Here is a 24,122-nt window from a genome sequence, read left to right as displayed (position 1 = left end):
GCTGCTAAGCCTGAGATCGTTGTGCTTGTTGTACTTCCTGTGATTCCTCCTGGGTTGATTGTCCAACTTCCTGATGGTAATCCACTTAATACAACACTTCCTGTAGCAGTTGCACAGGTTGGTTGTGTGATGGTTCCAACTGTTGGTGCACTTGGTGTAGCTGGTTGTGCGTTAACTGTTCTGGGAGCTGAAGCTGCTGTTGTACAAGCTCCAAATGTAGCTGTAACAGTATATGTTCCAGCTGGAGCTGTAACTGTATTTCCTGAAACGACAACTCCAGTTGAAGGACTTATAGCGTATGTATATGCAGCATTATAATTGGTAATAACAAAGCTACCTGTAGCAGTAGAACATGTTGGCTGAGTTACTGCACTAAGAACAGCTGTAGGTGGACAAGGAACTGGACTAACGGAAGATATGTTATTTGCAGTATTAGTATCAGGCTGATTAGAAGAAGTTATTTGTGCTGTATTTGTATAGCTTCCAGTATTTAAAACTGTAGCAGTAATTTGTAACTGATAAGATTGTCCATTAGTAAGATTTCCAATAGACCATAGTCCAGTTAATTGATTGTATGTTGTCCCTGCTGGAACAACAGAAGAAACATAAGTATACCCAGATGGTAATAAATCATTGACTGAAACACCCGCTGCATTACTTGGTCCATTATTTAATGCAGTAATATTGAAAACAACATTAGACCCTATAGTCGGGTTTGCATTATTTACTGTTTTGTTAACTGAAATATCTCCACACAAAGTCACTTGAACTGGTGCAGATTGAAACGGAACACTACATGTTAAGGTCGAGGAAACAGTATATGAACCTGTAGTAGTTGTCGTGTAGGTATTTGAAGTTGCACCAGCTATGGGATTTCCATCTAAAAACCATTGATAGGGAGCAAAACCTGGTGAAGTTGATAGAGTCGCCGATTGAGATGAACACTGAGAACCTGAAATATAACTTGCTAAAGGCGCCACAGGAATTTCGGTGTAACTCGAAAACACTGCTGACATTGAAAACCCACCACCTTGCTGTATAATAACAACAGTCATTTTAGCAGTACTTGTTAGTGATATGTAATTAGGGTTGCTTAATTCTGTATTGTTAAAATCAATTAAATACCATCCTGTCGAACCTAATTGTCTTCTAGCTCCCGCTAATGTCTCAATATTGGAACCGTTATAATCTACTAAAGTAGTTGCATCTTGAAGTAATATATATCCAGAGTAAGGTAAATTCGCATTAGTATAATTTCTAAACTTATATGTTTCCACAAAATTAGAACCTCCACAAGCAGATACTGGTGCAAGAGTTGCAATGTCAACTTCACAACCGGAAGCAGATCCAGAATAAGCAATTACATTTTTAGTACTAACTATTCTAGAAGCAGAAAATACCGTACCATTACCGTTAATAAAAGTATAGAAATCACCAGCATTGGCTAATGTTTGATTTATAGATGAAATAAATGCACCTGTGTCAGAGAAAGTGCTTATAGTTATAGTTGTATTAGGAAGTGTAGCAACAACTGTTGTTTGTTCTGCTGTACTATTTCCTTGACCTCTAACCAAAAAATACTCCGTACCCAAAACTGTATTTGGTGCAATCTGATCTAAAGTACCGTCTCCACACCCTCCAGGAGTATCTATCCTAGCTCCAGTATTCATTACTACTGGTAATGTAGTTGTAACTAATGACCCTAAAGTTGCTTCAAATAAATAACTTTGACCTGCATTTAGAGTAACCGTTGTGATATTATTTATCTGAACAGAGGTATTGTCTTGTGTTGCCAAAATGGAATAAATTGGTCGTCTAAACCCAAATCCACCAAAATTTCCTAAATCACCATTTCTGTAATATCCTACACGAAATGTTGTTCCTTTTCCTGCATCACCAAAACTAGTTAGAGAAGCATTTCCCTTTATATTATTACCATCAGCTCCACCTCCTAATTGATCTGAGGCAACATTTCTAATATTAACTGAAACAGGAGTTGGTGCATTTATAATTAAACCCGCAGCATTTATAACGGTATTTAAAGTATGATAAGGTAAACTTGTTGGAGTACCAGTAAATCTATAAACAGCGGGCGTTCCCTTAATGGTAGTTAAAGTAGTTACTAATGTACCGTCACTTCTTGATATTGTTACACTAACATTACTTGTAGAGTTAGTAGCAATAACAATTTCATTAGCATTTGTATAATATTGCCAAGGTGCTGGAGCTACATAATGTTGTGTGTAAAATTGAGCATTCGCTCCGAGATTAAATAAAATAAAAAAGCATAAAAATAAATACTTTACATATTTTGCTGAATTCGAAAAAAACAAGTTTTGGGGCTCTTTGTTTTTCATAGATATGGAATTATTATATTTCGTTTAAATAGTATATAAAATTAAATACTATCTAGATGTCTATTGTTTTAAAAAAAGTAAAGTAGGTGTTTACTAGTTCTAGGTAAATATTATTAATTTTTATTAATACCCAACAAATAGTTTTGTTAAATATTTTTTATACGTAACGCAAATGTATATGAAAAATGTTAATAACTAATTATTTAATCGTTGAATAACAATATGGTTACGATGAAAGGTTCTTTTATATCGATAAAAAAGACATAATCTGTCTTTTATTTAAAATGAATTGACTGTTAAACAAATAACACACTTACTTAGGCATTAGATAATAAAATTATTTATATGGTAATATTAATATCCATTTTAATAAATTTGCACCTTTAATAATATTATGAGTTTAGAAAAAGAAATTTTAAAAAGAAGAACATTCGGAATTATTTCACATCCTGATGCAGGTAAAACTACGTTAACAGAAAAACTTTTGTTATTTGGAGGAGCTATTCAGGAAGCTGGTGCCGTAAAAAACAATAAAATAAAAAAAGGAGCTACTTCTGACTTTATGGAAATTGAGCGTCAAAGAGGAATTTCCGTTGCGACTTCTGTCTTAGCGTTTATCTATAAAGACAAAAAAATAAATATTTTAGATACACCTGGTCACAAAGATTTTGCAGAAGACACTTTTAGAACCTTAACTGCAGTAGATAGTGTAATTGTAGTTATTGACGTTGCTAAAGGAGTTGAGGAACAAACCGAAAAATTAGTTGAAGTTTGTAGAATGCGTAAAATTCCAATAATTGTTTTTATCAACAAATTAGATAGAGAAGGAAAAGATGCGTTTGATTTACTAGATGAAGTAGAACAAAAACTAAACTTAACCGTAACACCTTTAAGTTTTCCTATTGGAATGGGTTATGATTTCAAAGGAATTTATAACATCTGGGAAAAAAATATTAATTTATTTTCAGGTGACAGCAGAAAAGACATCGAAGAAACTATTGCAATTTCTGATTTAAGCAATCCAGAATTAGATACATTAATCGGTTCAAAACCGGCCGAAAGACTAAGAGAAGAAATAGAATTAATTAGTGAAGTATATCCAGATTTTAATAGAGAAGATTATTTGAAAGGAGATTTACAACCTGTTTTCTTTGGTTCAGCTTTAAACAACTTTGGCGTAAGAGAATTACTTGACTGTTTTATTGACATTGCTCCTTCTCCTCGACCTAAGGAATCTGACACTCGATTAGTGAATCCAAATGAAAAAACGTTGAGTGGATTTGTATTTAAAATTCATGCTAATATGGATCCTAAACATAGAGACAGATTAGCATTTATTAAAATTGTTTCTGGAACATTCGAAAGAAACAAAGCATACCATCACATGAGGTTGAATAAGAATTTGAAATTCTCAAGTCCGAATGCTTTTTTTGCAGAAAAGAAAGAGATTGTTGATATTTCTTATGCTGGTGATATTGTCGGATTACATGATACAGGAAACTTTAAAATTGGCGACACCTTAACAGAAGGTGAACTAATGAACTTTAAAGGAATTCCAAGTTTTTCACCAGAACATTTTAGATACATTAACAATGCTGACCCCTTAAAATCGAAACAATTAGAAAAAGGAATTGACCAATTAATGGATGAAGGTGTTGCCCAATTATTTACTTTGGATATGAATGGAAGAAAAATAATTGGAACAGTTGGAGCCTTACAGTATGAGGTTATTCAATACAGACTTGAACACGAATATGGTGCAAAATGTACTTATGAAAATTTTCCTGCTTATAAAGCTTGTTGGGTAAAACCAACGGATCCAAAAAATGAAGAGTTTGCTGAATTTAAAAGAATCAAACAAAAATTCTTAGCTACCGATAAATATGGACAATTAGTATTTTTGGCCGATTCTGAGTTCTCAATTCAAATGACAAAACAGAAATTTCCATCAGTTAATTTATTTTACACCTCTGAGATTGATTAATATTTTTTTTGAAAGCATAAAAAAACCACATTTAGTAGATGTGGTTTTTTTGTTTTTTATGAAACAATTTTAAGAATAATTTTTAAATTGAATTATAGATAATAGCTCAAAATCTTAAATTAATCACTTCAAATAGACTACATTATCAAAAAAAACTACCATTAATCCGTTTAATATGTCATAAGTCGATTTTTTGCTTTTTAGTAACGGTATTTTAATACTGTATGCTTAAAAAATTTCTATATTCGCATTGTTAAAACACAAAAAATATGAGAAATTACGAAAAAATTAGCATATTTATTTTTATGCTATTGTTTAACTTGGTAACATTTGCACAACCAGGAGATGACACTGCTGATGGTGACTTAGAAGGCCCAGACGCAGTACCTTTAAACAACAAAATAATACTATTAGCAATTGTTGGAATTGTTTTTGTATTTTACAAACTAAAAGCATCAACTAAAACTACTGAATTAAACTAATAACTTAATTCAAAACATACTATAAAACTTTAAATTGTATAATTTATTATATCATTTAGAGTTTTCTGTGTTATACCTATATCGCAATGCAATTACCTATGCTTTTCAGCACATCCAAAGTAAGTAAAAAAAAAGGATCATCCATTAAGTAATCTCTTGTTTATAAATACTCAATCGAATGTATTTTATTCAACTTTATAACACACTATTCCAACAACACATAGTTACATCACTAGATTGATTTTATAAGTTATTAAATAAATTAATTATTGATGTCATATTCTAATGCTATCAGCCTTAAAAACACATTTAACAACTACATAAATCAACTTGCTACATTATATCATATAAAAAAACAGTTGCTAAAAATTAGCAACTGTTTTTTTATTGTAATCTAAATGAAATTTAGTTTAGTTAATCACTTTTTTAGTAATTACATTACCGTATTGGTTTGTAACTTGAACAAGTAACACTTCATTTGATTTTGAAATATTTAAAACAACTTCCGAATCATTCAAATTAGCTTTTTCTAACAATAATCTACCTCTAACATCAAATACTTTAACATTAGATAATAAATCAGAACCAGCGTTAATTACGATACCGTTTGTTTGAGTATAAACAACAAGGTTATTACTTGTAAAATTATCTGTGTTTAATACGGTACTTTGATAAACAACTTCAAATCTATTTAAGAAATCTCCAATTGCAGTTGCAAAAGCATAATCTCCATTAGTTAAGTTTGTAATTGTATTTGTTAAATTATCTTTTAAGAAAACATCTTGTGCGTTATTAGCAAACAAGCCATCTACATTACTTAAAGCAATTGTAAAATTACCTGAAACTGCTGTTTTAAACGCTAAAGGAACAACATCTGTATCAACAAAAGTTCCTTTACCTTGAATAATGTATGAAGAATCATTTCCAATTATAGAAGTTAATGTAGCGCCATTAGTTGGTTGGCTAAAAATTCTACCATCTATTCTACTATCTACTCCAGAAGTTGCAGTTGACATATAACCAATTAAGGTTTGACAAAATAAACCATCTGTATTAGTTAGATCTAACCAAATTCTACTTTTATCAACTGTATTACTTGATTTTAAAAATAAATTATCATTATCAGCAACACGCATTGAATTCGTAAAATTCAAACTCGTTGAAGTTGATTTTGCAATAAAACCTTGTCCAACTTGAATTGCAGAACTTGGAATTAAAGCAGAGTTACCTCCAGTATTAGCAACTCCACCAGCATTAGTATAAGTTGCATAAGATGGGTTAGCTGAATTATTTTCTTTTCTCCAAAAGTACAAAGCTTCTGAAATTGCATTATCAGCCATAAATGAATCCGCATCTAAAGTTGAAGGATAAGGATTACCAACGGCATTATAAGTATCATTAGCCACAGCTACAGAAAAATCTCCATTATGAGGAAGACCTGTAAAAACTGAAGACCAAATAGCTGGTGTTGTGGGGTGATTATTTGGTGTTCTAATTAAAAATCCTGTTCCCACAGAAAAACTAGTTGTAGAAGGCGAAGCTACTAAAGCATATAAGTTAGTTCCTGCATCATAAGTATAAAAACGATTAGATAAAGTTGCAGGTGAAAAAGCCTGTAACAATTGCCCATCTACTGGTGAAGACCAAAGCACATAATCTAGACGTTTTAATTCAGAAGTTTCACGGTTAACTGTTATATCACCAACGTTTACATTCACTGAAACATCATTTATTTGCAAAAGGTTACCATTACTTTCAACTAGTAAAGCAGAAGCCGATGCATTATTTATAACCTCATTTATAACAAACACATTAGTTCCTGAATTAATTACCAACGAACCAGCTGTAGCTATAGTTAATTTCTTAGTCGTTATTTCTCCGTAAGTAGTCGTATCGTAAGCATCTGCAATAGTAGCTTCTATTTGTTCTGTTGGACCTGTTACATTTGACCATGCTAATGAAGACCAAACACAAGTATCGTCTGCAGTAGTCACATCTATAACAGTACTATTAGCCGAAGTACTTGAACCAAGAACTGATCTAACTCTGTAATAATATTGAGTATTACCTTCTAATCCTGTTACATCATAGGAAGTAACATTACCAACATTCAAATCTTCATAAGGCTGAATAAAAGCACTTGTTGTACTAGTAACAATAATATCATCTATTCTACTTGTTCCACCACCTGCAACTGTTCCATTATTTACACTAGTATTGGAAGTCATTATCCATCGAACAGAAACATTAGACTGATTATCACAAGCACTTGGCAAAGTTAAACTGGCTACTCCTGTTGAAAAATTATTAGCAACTACTACATCTGTTCCAGTATCTGTCCATGAACCAACTCCAACTTTATATTGAATCTTAAAGTCTTTAGGTCCACTATTTGAAGAACGTTGAGCAGAAGATAAGGCTATATTTGAAAAACCTGTAGCATCAAAATCAATTTGCCAATATTTAGTACCATCTCCAGATTGCCATGCGTTTGCAGAGGCAGACTCAGTTGAATTTCCAGCAGAGCTTATAATTGTTCCGCCATTAGTTGTCAACGTTTGAGCAGCATTAGATGGTGTACTAACATCCGGAGTAACTACTGTCCCATCAGTTGGGAAAGTCCATTCAGCTACAGAAACAGTACTTCCAGAAAAAGTTGGTGATGTACTCACATCTAATCGATAACTAGTAGCATCAGCAACTGCCTCCCAATTCGCAGTAAAGCCATCTACTAAAATAGAAGTAGCAGCCGTTGTGTTGGGAATACCTAATGCGGTAATTGTTGCAGTTAAAGTTGGTTGCGAAACACTATAATTGGCAGCTTTAGCACCTGTTAAAGAGTACCCGCTTACATTAACAACAATTCCTGCAGCTGGTGTAGCACTTGCAAATGCAGCCGTTGGAGATCCTGTTAGGATTACAACTGTTTCATCTCCAACAACAACACCAACCAAACTAGGTGTTCCTGTTAAAGTAGCATCTGTAGTTCCGTCTTCTACTTTATCATTGGCAGTTAAACCTGATATTGTTAAATTCTTTACATTCACTGTTAAGCTTTGATCTACTGAAGAAGCTGCTGTATAATTGGCATCACCAGCTTGTGAAGCAGTAATTGTAGCAGTACCTTGACCAACAATTGTAACTGTATTTCCAGAAATTGAAGCAACAGCAGGATCTGAACTCATATATGAAATAGTCAAGCCCGAACTTGAAGAACCCGTCAATGCAAAAGGCGCATCACCATAAGTTACAGGTGAAAGCGCTGCAAAAGTAATAGTTTGACTAGCTTTATTGATTGTAATAGTAATAGCAGCAGGAGCACTTGTTCCTCCAGCATTTGAAGCCGTAAAATTCGTATTAAAAGTACCAACTTCAGTTGGTGTTCCAGAAATTACACCCGTTGCAGTATCTAAACTTAAACCAGTAGGCAAAGTTCCACTTGATAAAGCGTAAGCTGTCGGTGAGTTTGAGGCTATTATAGAATAACTTAGAGAGACATTATATGTTCCAGAAGTAGAACCAGAAGTTACTACCGGAGGAAGTGGCGCTGTAGTAGTATCTGATGCTGTTGCACCAAAACCTGTTTCTACATTACTACCATTTCTAGCTTTAGTTTGAAAAGTATATGATGTTGAAGAACTTAAACCAGTCACGGTTACCGTTGCCCAAGTTGCAGCAGTTTGCCAAACGGCAGTTGCCCCTAATGAACCATTAGCTTGAACATATAAACCACCTGTTTCCTGAATGGCATATTCTGTATTTGAAGGATTAGAATTTTCTGTAGTTGTATTAACTGCAACATCAAGCGTGTTTTGTGTAGGATTGGAAACAACTAAAACACCAGGTGTCGCTGCTAAAGTATAGAAATTCAATTCTGAACCATATGATGTTCCAATCGAATTCGTTGCAAAAGAACGGTAAAAATATTGTGTATTTAATGACAAACCTGTTAAAGAGCTTGTATAGGTACCTGTTCCAGTACCATCTGATGTACCAGAAGTTGGTACAGCTGTTGTACCAAAATAAACACCTCTTGAAGTTACAGCTGCTCCACCGTCTGCTGTTACATTACCACCAGAACTAGCAGAATTTGTAGTTATAGAAGATATCATTGTGGTTGTTACTGATGGCATAACAGGACCACTTGACCAAGATAAACTTACGTTATCTAAAGCTATACCATCTCTTGACCCAGAACCTGAAATTTCATAATAATGCCATCTAAGCCAAACCGTACTTGCTTGATTATCTATACCCGAAATATCAATATTAGTATAAGGAGACACAACATTTTCAGCAATCGTTCCAGAAGCATAACCACCTCCAGAAACTGCAGTAAAACCTGAAGTTGCAGAAGTTGTACTAATTTCCAAATCAAAACCATTACTTCTTCCTTGTTCCCTTATTTTAACTATATCATAAGAAATTTTCAAACTTGTTTTTCCAGTCGTATTAGTTATTGCTAAAACAATACTTCCAGGCAGAAAATTACTTCCACTACCAACCAAACCAATTCGATTAGTGTAATTATAATTTGCCCCAGTACCTGACGCAGAATTTCCTACCGTCATAGCAGCATCTTGTGTCGTATTATTGTACGATATCCAGCCAGTTGGATAAGTAGTTCCAAAAGGCCCTGGTGTTGTGTTAAAGTCTTGTGTGTAAGGAGAAGTACCTGGCAAAGTTAATTGCCCTATAGAAATATTGCTCGCAAACAACATTGCAATAAATAAAAATTTCGTTAATCTTTTAAGTAAAAGTAATTTCATAAATTATTTTTTAATTTTCCACAAATCTAAAACATTCTTAAAAAGAAATAGCTTTTTAATATTACAAAATTGTTAAATCAAAAAAAATCCGCCATTGGGCGGATTTTTTATAACTTTTATCTATAAAACATTAGTTAACAACCTTCTTGGTAACAACTGCACCCTCTGTATTTGCCACTTGTACTAATAAAACTTCATTAGATGAAGCCACATTTAAGACAACTTCTGAAGCATTAACATTAGCTTTTTCTGCTAATAATCTTCCTCTAATATCAAATATTTTTACAGAAGCAATTGTAGACTGTCCTGCGTTAATTATAACATTAGAATTATTAGTGTAAACCACAACATTGTTTGAAGAAAAATTATTTACATTTAACACTGAGCTTTGGTATACAATTTCAAATCTATTTAAGAAATCACCAGCTGTTGTTGTAAATGTATAATCACCAGTAGTTAAATTAGTAATTGTATTTGTTAAGTTATCTTTTAAGAAAATATCTTGAGCATTATTTGCAAACAATCCGTCTACATTGCTTAAAGATATTGTAAAGTTTCCAGCAACTGCCGTTTTAAAAGCTAAAGAAACAACATCTGTGTTAACAAAATCTCCTTTACCTTGAATTATGTATGATGAATCACCTCCAATAATAGAAGTTAAAGTAGCACCGTTAGCTGGTTGGCTAAAAATTCTACCATCTATTCCGCTGTCCACTCCAGAAGTTGCAGTTGGCATATAAGCGATTAAGGTTTGACAGAATAAACCTGTTGTATTCGTTAAATCTAACCAAAGTCTACTTTTATCTACTGTGTTGCTTGATTTTAAAAACAAGTCATCGTTATCAGCTACACGCATTGAATTTGTAAAATTCAAACTTGTTGAAGTTGATTTAGCAATGAAACCTTGACCTACTTGGATAGCATATGTTGGCACTAAAGCAGAACCTCCTGCCGTATTAGCAACACCTCCTGAAAGAGTATAAGTAGCATAAGAAGGATTAGCAGAATTATTTGTTTTTCTCCAGAAATACAAAGCTTCTGAAATTGCATTATCATAAATAAAAGCATCACCATCTAAAGTAGATGGATAAGGATTTCCAACTGCATTGTATGTATTAGCAGTAACTGCTACTGAAAGATTACCATTATTTGGATATCCTGTAAACGTGGTAGCCCAAATTGTTGGTGTAACTGGATGTGTATCTGAAGTTCTTATTAAATATCCATTTCCTTTTCCAAAAAATGTTGTTGAAGGAGATGAAACAGCAGCATATAAATTTGTAGCTGAATTATATGTATAAAAACGATTTGGCAAAGTTGATGGAGAAAAAGATTGTAAATATTGATAATCTACTGGAGAAGACCATAAAACATAATCTAAATACACTAACGGAGAAGTCTCACGATTAACTGTCATATTTCCAACATTAACATTTACTGGAACATCTTGAATTTGCAATAAATTACCATTACTTTCAACCAATAAATCAGCAGCTGTAGCATTATTAATAACTTCATTAATAACATATACATTTGTACCTGCATTAATAACTAAAGAACCTGACGAAGCGATTGTTAATTTTTTTGCAGCAAATTCACCATCTGTATCTGTACTGTATGCACCAGCTATAGTAGCTTCTGTAAATTCATCTGGACCAACTACGTTTGACCAAGAACTTCCGTCCCATACACAAGAAGGTAAAAAACCTGTAACTTTTAAATTATCAATAGCCACACCTACAAGATCGTTTGTACCTGCAACTGAGAATTTAATTTTTACAAGTGATCCACCATAAGAGCTTATATCAAAAGGAGATTGATCACTCGCAATAGTAGAAGAAGTTGGCGTTCTAGTCCCTAAAACTGTCCATGTAGCACCATTATCAATAGAAATTGAAACGGTAATTACATATTCTGCAGCTACACCAGAACCTTGTTTTTTTGCTTTAAAATTTAACATTTCACCTGTGTAAGCATCGAAATCCATAACTGGAGAAATGGTGTTAGATGTAACTTTTAACAATCTGATATCCGAAGTACCTGTTACATCCGTATCGGTCCATGTTGTATTAAACCCTGCAACATTAACTCGCATTGGAGTAATATCAATTTGACTATAAGTTATAATTGACGTTACTAATAACAATCCCGTAAATAATTTTTTAGCAAAAAGTTTACCTTTTAAAGAATTGGTAATTAATTGTAAAGATTTTTTCATAATAATATTTTATTTAAAACAGATAATTTCAACATATTTATTTAATTGTTTGTGTCTAAAAAACAATTAAATAAAATCACTATGTTTACTTAGATGCAAATTTAAAATATTAAACATAATTAACCTTAAGATAACTTAGTTATTCGTTTAAAGACAAAAAAAAACGTTAATAATCAACTATTTAAAAGATATTTGACTAATAACGCTTTTTTTATTTATAAAAGTATACTTACAACTTTAGATCCACATAAAATTAAGCTTGACCTGTTGGACCAAAATTAAGTGGAATTTGAGGAGCATCACCTTCTTTAATTTCTCCATGAGCTTGTTCAAATCGTTGAATGTTTTCAGCCAAAGCTTTTAGTAATCTTTTAGCGTGTTGTGGTGTTAAAACTATTCTTGATTTTACTTTTGCTTTTGGCACACCAGGCATCATAGTCACGAAGTCTACAACAAACTCTGTATTAGAATGGTTGATGATGGCTAAGTTAGAATAAATTCCTTCAGCTATTTTTTCATCTAGTTCGATGTTTATTTGGTTTTGTGCGTTGTTGTCGTTCATAATGTTAAGTTTTTTTTAAACATATAAGTCATGTGAGTTTTTTTTACCACATAGATTACATAGTTGATTATTATTATTTTAGTCGCTTTGCTCTTTTTTAACAGAACATAGAAGTGTTTTTTTTAATGTTTTGAGATGGTCTTCGATAGGCTCAGACTGACATCTCGAATTGAATTGCATTATTGCAAAACAAGTTAAAACAAAAAACCATGAGTTTATCAGAAGATATGTACTCATGGTTTTTTTATTCTATATAAAGCTATTTTTTAATAGTTATATGTTTCTTTTGAAGAAACCAATTCATTGTATTCTTCACTTGAACCTACAATCATATCATCATAATCTCTCATACCTGTACCTGCTGGAATTCTATGTCCAACAATTACATTTTCTTTAAGACCTTCTAATGTATCAATTTTACCTGCTACTGCAGCTTCATTTAATACTTTAGTTGTCTCTTGGAAAGAGGCAGCCGAAATAAATGATTTCGTTTGAAGTGATGCTCTAGTAATACCTTGAAGTACTGGTGTTGCCGTTGCCGGAACTACATCTCTAGCTTCAACTAAGTTCTTATCATTACGTTTTAACAACGAATTCTCATCTCTTAATTGTCTAATTGAAATAATTTGACCTGCTTTTAAGTTTTCAGAATCACCTGCATCTTCAACGAATTTCATAGCATATAACTTGTCATTTTCGAAGATAAAATCACTTGTGTGAACTAATTGATCTTCTAGCATTAAAGTATCTCCTGGATCTTGAATTCTAACTTTACGCATCATTTGACGTATTACTACTTCAAAGTGCTTATCATTAATTTTCACCCCTTGAAGACGATATACTTCTTGAATTTCATTAACTAAATACTGTTGAACAGCAGCTGGCCCTTTAATTCTTAAAATATCTTCTGGAGTAATTGCTCCGTCAGAAAGAGAAGTTCCTGCTTTAACAAAGTCATTTTCTTGAACTAGAATCTGATTATTAAGTTTAACTAAATATTTCTTTACTTCACCAAATTTAGATTCAATAGCAATTTCTCTATTTCCTCTTTTGATTTTTCCGAATGTAACTACACCGTCAATCTCAGACACTACAGCCGGGTTTGAAGGATTACGAGCTTCTAACAACTCAGTAATTCTTGGTAAACCTCCTGTAATATCACTTGATTTAGAAGAACGACGAGGAATTTTTACAAGAATTTTTCCTGCTTTAATTTTCTCTCCGTTATCTACCATAAGGTGAGCTCCAACTGGTAAGTTATAAGAACGAACTAATTCTCCGTCTTTAGCATAAATCAATAAAGTAGGAATTAATTTCTTACTTCTTGAATCAGAAATTACTTTTTCTTGGAAACCAGTTTGTTCATCGACTTCAACCATGAACGAATGTCCTTGTTCGATATCTTCGTATTCAACTTTACCTGTAAATTCTGAAATTATAACTCCATTATAAGGATCCCATTTACAAATAACTGTTCCTTTATCCACTACATCACCATCTTTAACAAAGATAGTAGATCCGTAAGGAATGTTATGTGAGTTTAAAAGTATTCCTGTTTTAGGTTCAATTAATTTAAGTTCTGTTGAACGAGAAATTACAATATCAATTGCATTTCCTTCAGCATCTTCCCCTTTAACTGTTTTTAAGTCATCTAATTCTAAACGACCTGAGAACTTAGTTAGGATACTTGATTCTTCAGAAAGTCCACCGGCAACTCCACCAACGTGGAATGTACGAAGCGTTAACTGTGTACCTGGCTCTCCAATAGATTGAGCAGCGATAACTCCAACTGCTTCACCTCTTTGAGTCATTTTACCAGTAGCTAAGTTTCTTCCGTAACATTTAGCACAGATTCCCTTTTTAGCTTCACAAGTTAATGGTGAACGAACTTCAACACTTTCGATAGGTGATTCTTCGATTTTCTTCACATGAGAAGCAACAATTTCTTCACCAGCATGAACAATAACGTCAGTTGTTAAAGGATCGATTACATCTTGTAATGCAACACGTCCTAGAATTCTATCCCCTAAAGTTTCAACAATTTCCTCATTTTTCTTTAAAGGAGAAACATCAATTCCTCTTAATGTACCACAATCTACAGAGTTTACAATAACATCTTGAGATACATCATGTAATCTACGTGTTAAGTATCCTGCATCGGCAGTTTTAAGAGCAGTATCCGCAAGACCTTTACGTGCACCGTGAGTAGAAATAAAGTACTCAAGGATTGAAAGACCTTCCTTAAAGTTAGAAAGAATTGGATTTTCAATAATTTCACCACCACCAGCAGTTGATTTTTTAGGCTTAGCCATCAAACCACGCATACCAGTTAACTGACGAATTTGTTCTTTAGAACCCCTTGCTCCAGAATCAAGCATCATATACACCGAGTTGAAACCTTGTTGGTCTTCTCTAATGTTTTTCATTGCTAGCTCTGTTAATTGAGCATTTGCAGAAGTCCAGATATCAATAACTTGGTTGTAACGTTCGTTATTGGTAATAAGACCCATGTTATAGTTTACTGAAATCGCATCAACTTGAACACGAGCATCAGCAATTAATTGTCCTTTTTGTTCAGGAATTCTAATATCACCTAGAGAGAAAGATAAACCTCCTCTAAATGCGAATTTATACCCCATATTCTTGATATTATCTAAGAATTCAGCAGTTACCGGAACATTTGTTGCATTAAGGATTTTACCAATAATATCTCTTAAAGATTTTTTAGTTAAAACCTCATTTATATAACCTGCAGCTTCTGGAACAACTTCATTAAATAAAACTCTACCTGCAGTAGTTTGAATAATTTTATAAACTAATTCTCCTTCTTCATTAAAGTCTTTTGCTCTAATTCTAACTCTTGCATTTAATTCTAATTTCTCTTCGTTTAATGCAATGTTAACTTCTTCTGCTGAATAGAATGTTAAACCTTCTCCTTTAATTTTCACTTCTGGAGTTGATAAACGTTCTTTTGTCATGTAATATAAACCAAGTACCATGTCCTGAGAAGGTACAGTAATTGGAGCACCATTTGCAGGGTTCAAGATATTATGAGAAGCCAACATTAATAATTGACATTCTAAAATAGCTTCTGGTCCTAATGGTAAATGCACAGCCATCTGATCCCCATCAAAATCGGCATTGAAGGCAGTACACACTAACGGGTGTAATTGAATTGCTTTTCCTTCAATTAATTTTGGTTGGAACGCTTGAATACCAAGTCTGTGTAATGTAGGAGCACGGTTAAGCATAACCGGGTGACCTTTAATTACATTTTCTAAAATATCCCAAACAACTGGCTCTTTTTTATCTATAATTTTCTTTGCAGATTTTACTGTTTTAACGATTCCTCTTTCTATCAATTTACGGATAACGAAAGGTTTGTATAATTCAGCTGCCATATCTTTTGGCAATCCACATTCAAATAATTTTAATTCAGGTCCAACAACAATTACCGAACGAGCAGAATAATCCACACGCTTACCAAGTAAGTTTTGACGGAAACGCCCTTGTTTACCTTTTAAGGAATCAGATAAAGATTTTAAAGGTCTGTTAGATTCAGTTTTTACAGCTGAAGCTTTACGCGTGTTATCAAATAATGAATCTACAGATTCTTGTAACATACGTTTTTCGTTTCTTAAGATAACTTCCGGAGCTTTAATTTCCATAAGTCTTTTTAAACGATTGTTACGGATGATTACTCTTCTGTATAAATCATTTAAATCTGAAGTTGCGAATCGACCACCATCAAGAGGCACAAGAGGACGTAATTCTGGTGGTATAACCGGAATTGCTTTTAAGATCATCCATTGTGGAAGATTTTCTCTGTTCTTGTTTGATTCTCTAAACGCTTCTACAATTACAAGACGTTTTAAAGCTTCGGTCTTACGTTGTTTAGACGTTTCTGTGTTAGCAGCATGTCTTAATTCGTAAGATAATGTTTCTAAATCTATACGAGCTAATAAGTCCATAATACATTCAGCACCCATTTTGGCGATGAATTTATTTGGGTCATTATCATCTAGATATTGATTTTCCATAGGAAGTGTATCTAAAATATTTAGATATTCTTCTTCTGTTAAAAAGTCTAATCTTTTTAATTCTTCACCTTCTGGTCCTTTAGCAATACCTGTTTGAATAACTACATATCTTTCGTAGTAGATAATCATATCTAATTTCTTAGATGGTAAACCTAAAATATAACCAATTTTATTTGGTAAAGAACGGAAATACCAGATATGAGCAATTGGCACAACAAGGTTGATGTGTCCTACTCTATCTCTACGTACTTTCTTTTCCGTAACTTCAACACCACAACGGTCACATACGATACCTTTGTAGCGAATTCTTTTATATTTTCCACAAGCACACTCATAATCTTTAACTGGACCGAAAATACGCTCACAGAAAAGACCATCTCTTTCTGGTTTGTGTGTACGATAGTTGATGGTTTCTGGTTTTAAAACCTCACCTCTTGATTCTGCCAAAATTGATTCTGGAGAAGCAAGTCCTATCGAGATTTTACTAAATCTCTTGATTGGAGCATTTTTATTGTCTCTATTTCTATTGTTCATCATAGTCGTAACATTTAAAAAGTGTTCAGTGTTCAGCAAACAGTGTTTGGAAATTTCCAAACACTGTTACTGCCAACTATTTTTTATTCTTCTAATCTAATGTCTAATCCAAGTCCTTTTAATTCATGCATTAATACATTGAATGATTCAGGTAATCCTGGTTCTGGCATAACTTCACCTTTAACGATTGATTCGTAAGTTTTAGCTCTACCAATAACATCATCAGATTTAACCGTCAAGATTTCTCTTAGTGTACTTGAAGCACCATATGCTTCAAGTGCCCAAACCTCCATCTCTCCAAAACGCTGACCTCCAAATTGTGCTTTACCACCAAGAGGTTGTTGCGTAATAAGTGAGTATGGTCCGATAGAACGAGCGTGCATTTTATCGTCAACCATATGTCCAAGTTTCAACATGTAGATTACTCCAACTGTTGCTGCTTGATGGAAACGTTCTCCAGTTCCACCATCATATAAATATGTATGACCGAATTGAGGAATTCCTGCTTCATCTGTTAACTCGTTAATTTGGTCTATAGTTGCTCCATCAAAAATTGGTGTAGCAAATTTTCTATTTAATTTTTGACCAGCCCATCCAAGAACTGTTTCATAAATCTGACCAATATTCATACGAGAAGGTACTCCAAGAGGATTCAATACAATATCAACAGGTGTTCCGTCTTCAAGGAATGGCATATCCTCATGACGAACGATACGAGCCACAATACCTTTATTTCCGTGACGACCTGCCATCTTATCTCCCACTTTAAGTTTACGTTTCTTAGCGATATAAACTTTAGCAAGTTTTAAGATTCCAGCTGGTAATTCATCCCCAACTGTGATCGTAAATTTCTCTCTTCTTAACCAACCTTGTAAATCGTTTAATTTGATTTTGTAGTTATGAATTAAGTCGTTTACTAATGAATTTGTATTATCATCCGTTGTCCATTGACCTTTTGTCAAGTGAGCAAAATCATCAACAGCGAATAACATTTTTTGAGTGAATTTTTTACCTTTTGGTAAAACTTCTTCCCCTAAATCATTCATTACACCTTGAGATGTTTTTCCGTTAACAATGGTAAATAATTTTTCGATAAGCTTCTCTTTCAACTCGTTTGATTTAACATCAAATTCAGTTTCAAGTTTGTCAATATCTTCTTTATCTTTAGTACGTTTACGTTTATCTTTAACTGCTTTTGCAAACAATTTTTTATCTAAAACAACACCATGTAATGAAGGTGAAGCTTTTAACGAAGCATCTTTTACATCACCGGCTTTATCTCCAAAGATTGCTCTTAGTAGTTTTTCTTCAGGTGTTGGATCAGATTCTCCTTTTGGTGTGATTTTTCCGATAAGAATGTCACCAGGCTTAACCTCTGCTCCAATTCTAATCATTCCATTTTCATCTAAGTCTTTTGTTGCTTCTTCAGAAACATTAGGAATATCATTAGTCAACTCTTCGTTACCTAATTTAGTATCTCTAACCTCTAAAGTATAGTCATCAATATGAATAGATGTAAATATATCATCACGAACTACTTTTTCTGAAATTACAATTGCATCCTCAAAGTTGTATCCTTTCCATGGCATAAATGCTACTTTAAGATTTCTTCCTAAGGCTAATTCTCCATTTTGAGTAGCGTATCCTTCACAAAGTACTTGACCTTTTACAACTCTATCCCCTTTTCTTACAATAGGTTTTAAGTTAATAGATGTACTTTGATTGGTTTTTCTAAATTTAATTAAGTTGTATGATTTCTCATCAGAATCAAAACTTACAAGTCTTTCTTCTTCTGTTCTGTCATATTTAATAGTAATAGAGTTTGCATCAACATATTCAACAACACCATTACCTTCTGCATTAATAAGTACACGAGAATCTGAAGCTACTTGTCTTTCTAATCCAGTTCCAACAATAGGAGCTTCTGGACGTAATAAAGGCACAGCTTGACGCATCATGTTTGATCCCATCAAGGCTCTATTCGCATCATCATGTTCCAAGAAAGGAATTAATGAAGCCGAAATAGATGCAATTTGATTTGGAGCAACGTCAGCATAATGAATAGCAGATGGTTCCACAACTGGGAAATCTCCTTCTTCACGAGCAATTACTCTATCTGCTAAAATTTTACCAGTAGCATCAATATCAATATTTGCTTGAGAAATCATCATTCCTTCTTCTTCCTCAGCACTTAAATAAATAGGTTCGTCTGTAATATTAATTACACCGTTATCCACTTTACGATAAGGAGTTTCGATGAATCCCATTCCGTTAACTTTAGCATAAACACCAAGTGACGAAATAAGACCAATGTTTGGTCCCTCAGGAGTTTCAATTGGACACAAACGACCGTAATGCGTGTAGTGAACATCTCGAACCTCAAATCCAGCTCTTTCTCTTGATAAACCACCAGGTCCTAGTGCAGATAATCTACGCTTGTGTGTAATCTCAGCTAATGGATTCGTTTGATCCATAAATTGAGATAACTGATTAGTTCCGAAGAATGAGTTAATTACAGATGATAATGTTTTAGCATTAATCAAATCAATAGGTGTAAATACTTCGTTATCTCTAACGTTCATTCTTTCACGAATTGTTCTTGCCATACGAGCAAGTCCAACACCAAACTGCTGAGATAGTTGTTCTCCAACTGTTCTTACACGTCTGTTTGATAAGTGATCAATATCATCAATATCTGCTTTCGCGTTTATTAATTCAATTAAATACTTAACAATAGTAATGATATCTTCTTTGGTAAGCACTTGCTTTTCCATAGGAGTATCAAGACCTAATTTTTTGTTTATTCTGTAACGTCCAACTTCACCTAAGTTATATCTTTGGTCAGAGAAAAACAATTTATCGATAATTCCACGTGCTGTTTCCTCATCAGGCGGTTCAGCGTTACGTAGTTGTCTATATATATGTTCTACAGCTTCTTTTTCAGAGTTTGTAGGGTCTTTTTGTAAGGTATTGTGAATAATAGCATAATCTGCTTGATTGCTATCTTCTTTGTGTAATAAAACAGTTTTTACATCAGCAGTGATAATTTCTTCAACATTATCCTTGTCAAGAATAGTATCACGATCTAATATAATTTCATTACGCTCGATAGAAACTACTTCACCAGTATCTTCATCTACGAAATCTTCATGCCATGTGTTTAATACACGAGCAGCTAATTTTCTACCGATATATTTTTTGATACCTGTTTTCGAAACTTTAATTTCTTCAGCAAGGTCGAAAATTTCAAGGATATCCTTGTCTCTTTCGAATCCGATTGCTCTAAATAAAGTAGTTACAGGTAATTTTTTCTTTCTATCAATGTACGCATACATTACGTTGTTAATATCCGTAGCAAATTCAATCCAAGAACCCTTGAAAGGAATAACTCTAGCAGAATACAACTTTGTTCCATTTGCGTGAAAAGACTGTCCAAAGAAAACACCAGGAGATCTATGTAATTGAGAAACTACAACTCTTTCTGCTCCATTGATAACAAAAGTACCGCTAGGCGTCATATATGGTATTGTTCCTAAATAGACATCTTGAACAATAGTTTCAAAATCTTCGTGTTCAGGGTCAGTACAATATAATTTAAGTCTAGCTTTAAGAGGTACACTGTAAGTTAACCCTCTATCAATACATTCTTCAATGGTATAACGTGGTGGATCTACAAAATAATCAAGAAACTCCAAAACGAAGTTATTTCTTGTATCTGTAATTGGAAAGTTCTCCATGAAGGTGTTATATAACCCTTCGTTGCCTCTTTCGTCTGATTTAGTTTCTAATTGAAAAAAATCTTGGAATGACTTCACTTGAATATCTAGAAAATCTGGATAGTCAGGGATGTTCTTGGTAGAAGCAAAATTTAATCTTTCAGTCTGATTAGCAATCATCAATGAATAAATTTATGATTTAAAAAAAGTAAATTTTTTGTGTTAAAAACACGGTATATTTTATACTTCCTTATTGCAAATAATCAAAACATCTTTAAAAATAAACCAGGAAAGGTAGTTTTTTTTCTTTCTTCGTTTTTGATTATTTTATTATATAAAAAACAACAAATTCTTTATATGCAAAATGGTTTAGACCTTTGGGATTGCTCCCAAGGTCTAAACCCAGCTTAATTGTCTATGTTTTAATTAAACAAGCTCAACAACAGCTCCAGCTTCTTCTAAAGATTTTTTAAGACCTTCAGCCTCATCCTTAGATACACCTTCTTTGATGTTTGAAGGAGCTCCATCCACTAAATCTTTAGCTTCTTTAAGTCCTAAACCTGTTAATTCTTTAACTGCTTTTACAACAGCTAATTTAGAAGCACCAGCTTCTTTAAGTACTACTGTGAATTCTGTTTTTTCTTCAGCTGCTTCACCAGCACCAGCACCACCAGAAACTACAACTGCTGCTGCAGCTGGTTCGATACCATACTCATCTTTTAATATTGTAGCTAATTCATTAACTTCTTTAACTGTTAAGTTAACTAATTGCTCTGCGAATTGTTTTAAATCTGCCATTTTTTCTATCGTTTAAAATGTTTTGTAAAAATATAATTTATTAATGTGCGCTTGTTTATTCAGCAGCTTCTTCTTTGTTTTGATTTTGAAGAGCAGCTATTACTCGTTGAGCAGGTGATTGAAGTAATCCAATGATTTCTCCGATCATTTCTGTTCTAGATTTCATAGCAGCTAAACTATCAAGATTTTCATCACCGATATAAATATCTTCAGTGATGTAAGCTCCTTTTAAAATTGGTTTTAAACCTTTTTTACGAAAATCTTTAATAATTTTTGCTGGAGCATTTGCTACATCAGCAATCATTATAGAAGTATTTCCTTTTAAAACTGTTGGTAATTCACCAAAATTAATTTCTGAAGATTCCATTGCTTTTGCAAGTAATGTATTCTTCACAACTTCTAATTTAATTCCAGCTTTAAAACAAGCTCTTCTTAAACTAGTTGTAGTATCTGCGTTTAGTCCAGAAATGTCTGTTAAATAAATAACATTAACACCCTCTAACTGTGCAGTTAAATTTTCAATCGCGATTGATTTTTCTTCTTTAGTCATACTATAAAGTTTTAACTACCAATTATACTGCTTTAGGATCTAAAGCAATTGCAGGGCTCATAGTACTAGATAAGTAAATAGACTTAACATATACACCTTTAGCCGCAGTTGGTTTCATTTTGATTAATGTTTGTATAATTTCATGTGCGTTATCATAAATTTTATCAGCATCGAAAGACACTTTTCCAATTCCAGCATGCACGATACCAGTTTTATCAACTTTAAAGTCAATTTTACCAGCTTTTACTTCTTCAACAGCTTTAGCCACATCCATAGTAACTGTACCTGTTTTTGGGTTAGGCATTAAACCTCTTGGACCTAAAATACGACCTAAAGGACCTAATTTTCCCATAACCGCTGGCATAGTGATAATTACATCAATATCAGTCCAACCGTCTTTAATTTTTTGAAGATAATCATCTAAACCTACATGGTCAGCTCCAGCTGCTCTAGCTTCTTCTTCTTTATCTGGAGTTACAAGAGCTAACACTCTTACATCTTTACCAGTTCCATGAGGTAATGTTACAACTCCTCTTACCATTTGATTCGCTTTTCTAGGATCTACTCCTAAACGAACAGCGATATCTACAGACTCATCAAATTTAGCTGAAGAAAGTACTTTTATTAACGCCGAAGCATCTTTTAAAGAATATAATTTGTTCTTATCAACTTTTGATGCTGCTTCTTTTTGTTTTTTTGTCAATTTTGCCATTGTCTAATTCTTTATTGGATTAAAAAGGAGCCGTTCCTGAAACTGTTATACCCATAGATCTAGCTGTTCCTGCAATCATACTCATCGCAGATTCGATTGTGAATGCATTTAAATCTTGCATTTTATCTTCAGCGATTGATTTAATTTGATCCCAAGTAACACTAGCTACTTTTTTACGGTTAGGCTCTCCTGAACCAGACTTTAATTTTGCTGCTTCTAATAATTGAACCGCAGCAGGTGGCGTTTTAATAACGAAGTCAAAAGACTTGTCTTTATAAACGGTAATTTGTACAGGACAAATTTTGCCAGCTTTATCTTGAGTTCTAGCATTAAATTGCTTACAGAACTCCATGATATTAACACCAGCAGCTCCCAGAGCAGGTCCTACCGGTGGCGATGGGTTCGCGGCACCTCCCTTAACTTGTAGTTTAACTACTTTACTAATCTCTTTAGCCATTGTTTTTAAATTTTTAACATCTTTCTTGGAAGCGATAGATGTTGTTTATTATAAATGTAACAAATATTATACTTTTTCAACTTGCATAAAACTTAACTCTAATGGTGTTTTTCTTCCGAAAATCTTAACCATAACTTCAAGTTTACGCTTTTCATCATTAACCTTTTCAATTGTCCCATTGAAACCATTGAAAGGTCCGTCAATTACTTTTACTGTTTCACCAGATGCAAAAGGAATTGCGACGTTGTCAGCATTTACAGCTAATTCGTCAACTTTACCTAACATTCTGTTTACTTCAGACTGACGTAATGGAACTGCATCACCCCCTTTAGTTTCACCCAAAAAACCAATAACATTTGTTATCGATTTAATTATATGAGGAATTTCACCAGTAAGGTTAGCTTCTACCATTATATAACCTGGAAAATAAACTTTTTCTTTACTAATTTTTTTTCCGTCTTTTACTTGAACTACTTTTTCAGTTGGAACAAGAACTTGGGAAACATAATCAGACAATCCAAGTCTATTAATTTCAGTTTCAATATAGTTTTTAACTTTATTTTCCTGACCACTTACAGCTCTTACTACATACCATTTCTTTATGTTATTATCTGACATAGGAATATATTATGATTTTAAAAAACTGTAAATATTTTTAACAACTACTTCGAATACTTGATCAATACCAAATGTCAAAAGAGCAAACAAAACAGAAAATACAGCCACTATAATTGTAAGCCTTTGTAATTCTGCCCAACCTGTCCAAGTCACATTTGTTTTCAATTCACCAAACGCCTCAGTAATATAATTAACAACTTTTGTCATTTTTTTTTATTTTATGGCACGGGCGGAGGGATTCGAACCCCCATCAACGGTTTTGGAGACCGCTATTCTACCCTTGAACTACGCCCGTTTGTTTATAAAACCAGTGTCATTTTAAAAA

13 protein-coding genes, 1 tRNA gene and 1 pseudogene are annotated in these 24,122 nt (G+C 33.3%); 2 read left to right on the top strand and 13 right to left on the bottom strand.

The window, feature by feature from the left end; all coding sequences use genetic code 11:
* A pseudogene (locus G507_RS17120) lies at positions 1 to 2,357 on the bottom strand (DUF11 domain-containing protein); the annotation flags it as partial.
* 394 nt (positions 2,358 to 2,751) lie between these two features.
* On the opposite strand from G507_RS17120, the gene G507_RS0116020 reads away from it, so the two are divergent.
* Positions 2,752 to 4,341 carry a peptide chain release factor 3 gene (locus G507_RS0116020; protein ID WP_026718448.1) on the top strand — a complete coding sequence of 530 codons (1,590 nt, stop codon included), beginning with the start codon at positions 2,752 to 2,754 and terminating at the stop codon, positions 4,339 to 4,341.
* A gap of 269 nt (positions 4,342 to 4,610) precedes the next feature.
* On the top strand, positions 4,611 to 4,823 hold the full coding sequence (locus G507_RS0116015; protein ID WP_026718447.1) for a hypothetical protein: 213 nt from the start codon (positions 4,611 to 4,613) through the stop codon (positions 4,821 to 4,823).
* 410 nt (positions 4,824 to 5,233) lie between these two features.
* On the opposite strand, the gene G507_RS0116010 is transcribed toward G507_RS0116015, so the two are convergent.
* From G507_RS0116010 to G507_RS0115955, 12 genes are all read right to left on the bottom strand, one after another.
* Positions 5,234 to 9,592 (bottom strand): YDG domain-containing protein, encoded by a 4,359-nt coding sequence (locus tag G507_RS0116010; protein WP_026718446.1) that lies wholly within the window; start codon positions 9,590 to 9,592, stop codon positions 5,234 to 5,236.
* A 130-nt stretch (positions 9,593 to 9,722) separates the two neighbouring features.
* Positions 9,723 to 11,810, bottom strand: a complete 2,088-nt coding sequence (locus G507_RS0116005) for a T9SS sorting signal type C domain-containing protein (protein ID WP_026718445.1) — start codon at positions 11,808 to 11,810, stop codon at positions 9,723 to 9,725.
* A gap of 253 nt (positions 11,811 to 12,063) precedes the next feature.
* A complete protein-coding gene (locus G507_RS0116000) occupies positions 12,064 to 12,372 on the bottom strand; it encodes a DUF3467 domain-containing protein (RefSeq protein WP_026718444.1) in 309 nt (102 codons plus the stop codon).
* A 266-nt stretch (positions 12,373 to 12,638) separates the two neighbouring features.
* On the bottom strand, positions 12,639 to 16,949 hold the full coding sequence (gene rpoC, locus G507_RS0115995; protein WP_026718443.1) for a DNA-directed RNA polymerase subunit beta': 4,311 nt from the start codon (positions 16,947 to 16,949) through the stop codon (positions 12,639 to 12,641).
* Positions 16,950 to 17,029: 80 nt separating this feature from the next.
* Positions 17,030 to 20,842, bottom strand: coding sequence for a DNA-directed RNA polymerase subunit beta (gene rpoB, locus G507_RS0115990; RefSeq protein ID WP_026718442.1), 3,813 nt, complete (start codon positions 20,840 to 20,842; stop codon positions 17,030 to 17,032).
* Positions 20,843 to 21,088: 246 nt separating this feature from the next.
* Complete coding sequence (gene rplL / locus G507_RS0115985) at positions 21,089 to 21,460, bottom strand: 50S ribosomal protein L7/L12 (protein WP_026718441.1); 372 nt, start codon at positions 21,458 to 21,460, stop codon at positions 21,089 to 21,091.
* A gap of 55 nt (positions 21,461 to 21,515) precedes the next feature.
* Positions 21,516 to 22,010: a 50S ribosomal protein L10 gene (gene rplJ / locus G507_RS0115980; RefSeq protein ID WP_026718440.1), complete on the bottom strand. Its 495-nt coding sequence runs from the start codon at positions 22,008 to 22,010 to the stop codon at positions 21,516 to 21,518.
* 22 nt (positions 22,011 to 22,032) lie between these two features.
* Positions 22,033 to 22,722 (bottom strand): 50S ribosomal protein L1, encoded by a 690-nt coding sequence (gene rplA / locus G507_RS0115975; protein ID WP_026718439.1) that lies wholly within the window; start codon positions 22,720 to 22,722, stop codon positions 22,033 to 22,035.
* A gap of 19 nt (positions 22,723 to 22,741) precedes the next feature.
* The gene (gene rplK / locus G507_RS0115970) at positions 22,742 to 23,179 is read right to left on the bottom strand and encodes a 50S ribosomal protein L11 (RefSeq protein ID WP_026718438.1); all 438 of its coding nucleotides are present in this window, start codon (positions 23,177 to 23,179) and stop codon (positions 22,742 to 22,744) included.
* Positions 23,180 to 23,245: 66 nt separating this feature from the next.
* The gene (gene nusG / locus G507_RS0115965; protein WP_026718437.1) at positions 23,246 to 23,797 is read right to left on the bottom strand and encodes a transcription termination/antitermination protein NusG; all 552 of its coding nucleotides are present in this window, start codon (positions 23,795 to 23,797) and stop codon (positions 23,246 to 23,248) included.
* Between the two features lie 9 nt (positions 23,798 to 23,806).
* Complete coding sequence (gene secE / locus G507_RS0115960) at positions 23,807 to 24,004, bottom strand: preprotein translocase subunit SecE (RefSeq protein WP_026718436.1); 198 nt, start codon at positions 24,002 to 24,004, stop codon at positions 23,807 to 23,809.
* 14 nt (positions 24,005 to 24,018) lie between these two features.
* A tRNA-Trp gene (locus G507_RS0115955) sits at positions 24,019 to 24,092 on the bottom strand.
* Positions 24,093 to 24,122 lie beyond the last annotated feature (30 nt).

The sequence above is a fragment of the Flavobacterium gelidilacus DSM 15343 genome, assembly GCF_000422685.1.
GTDB classification, from domain to species: domain Bacteria; phylum Bacteroidota; class Bacteroidia; order Flavobacteriales; family Flavobacteriaceae; genus Flavobacterium; species Flavobacterium gelidilacus.
Note: the sequence above shows the minus strand (reverse complement) of the source record. Positions and strands in the feature narration are given on the sequence as shown.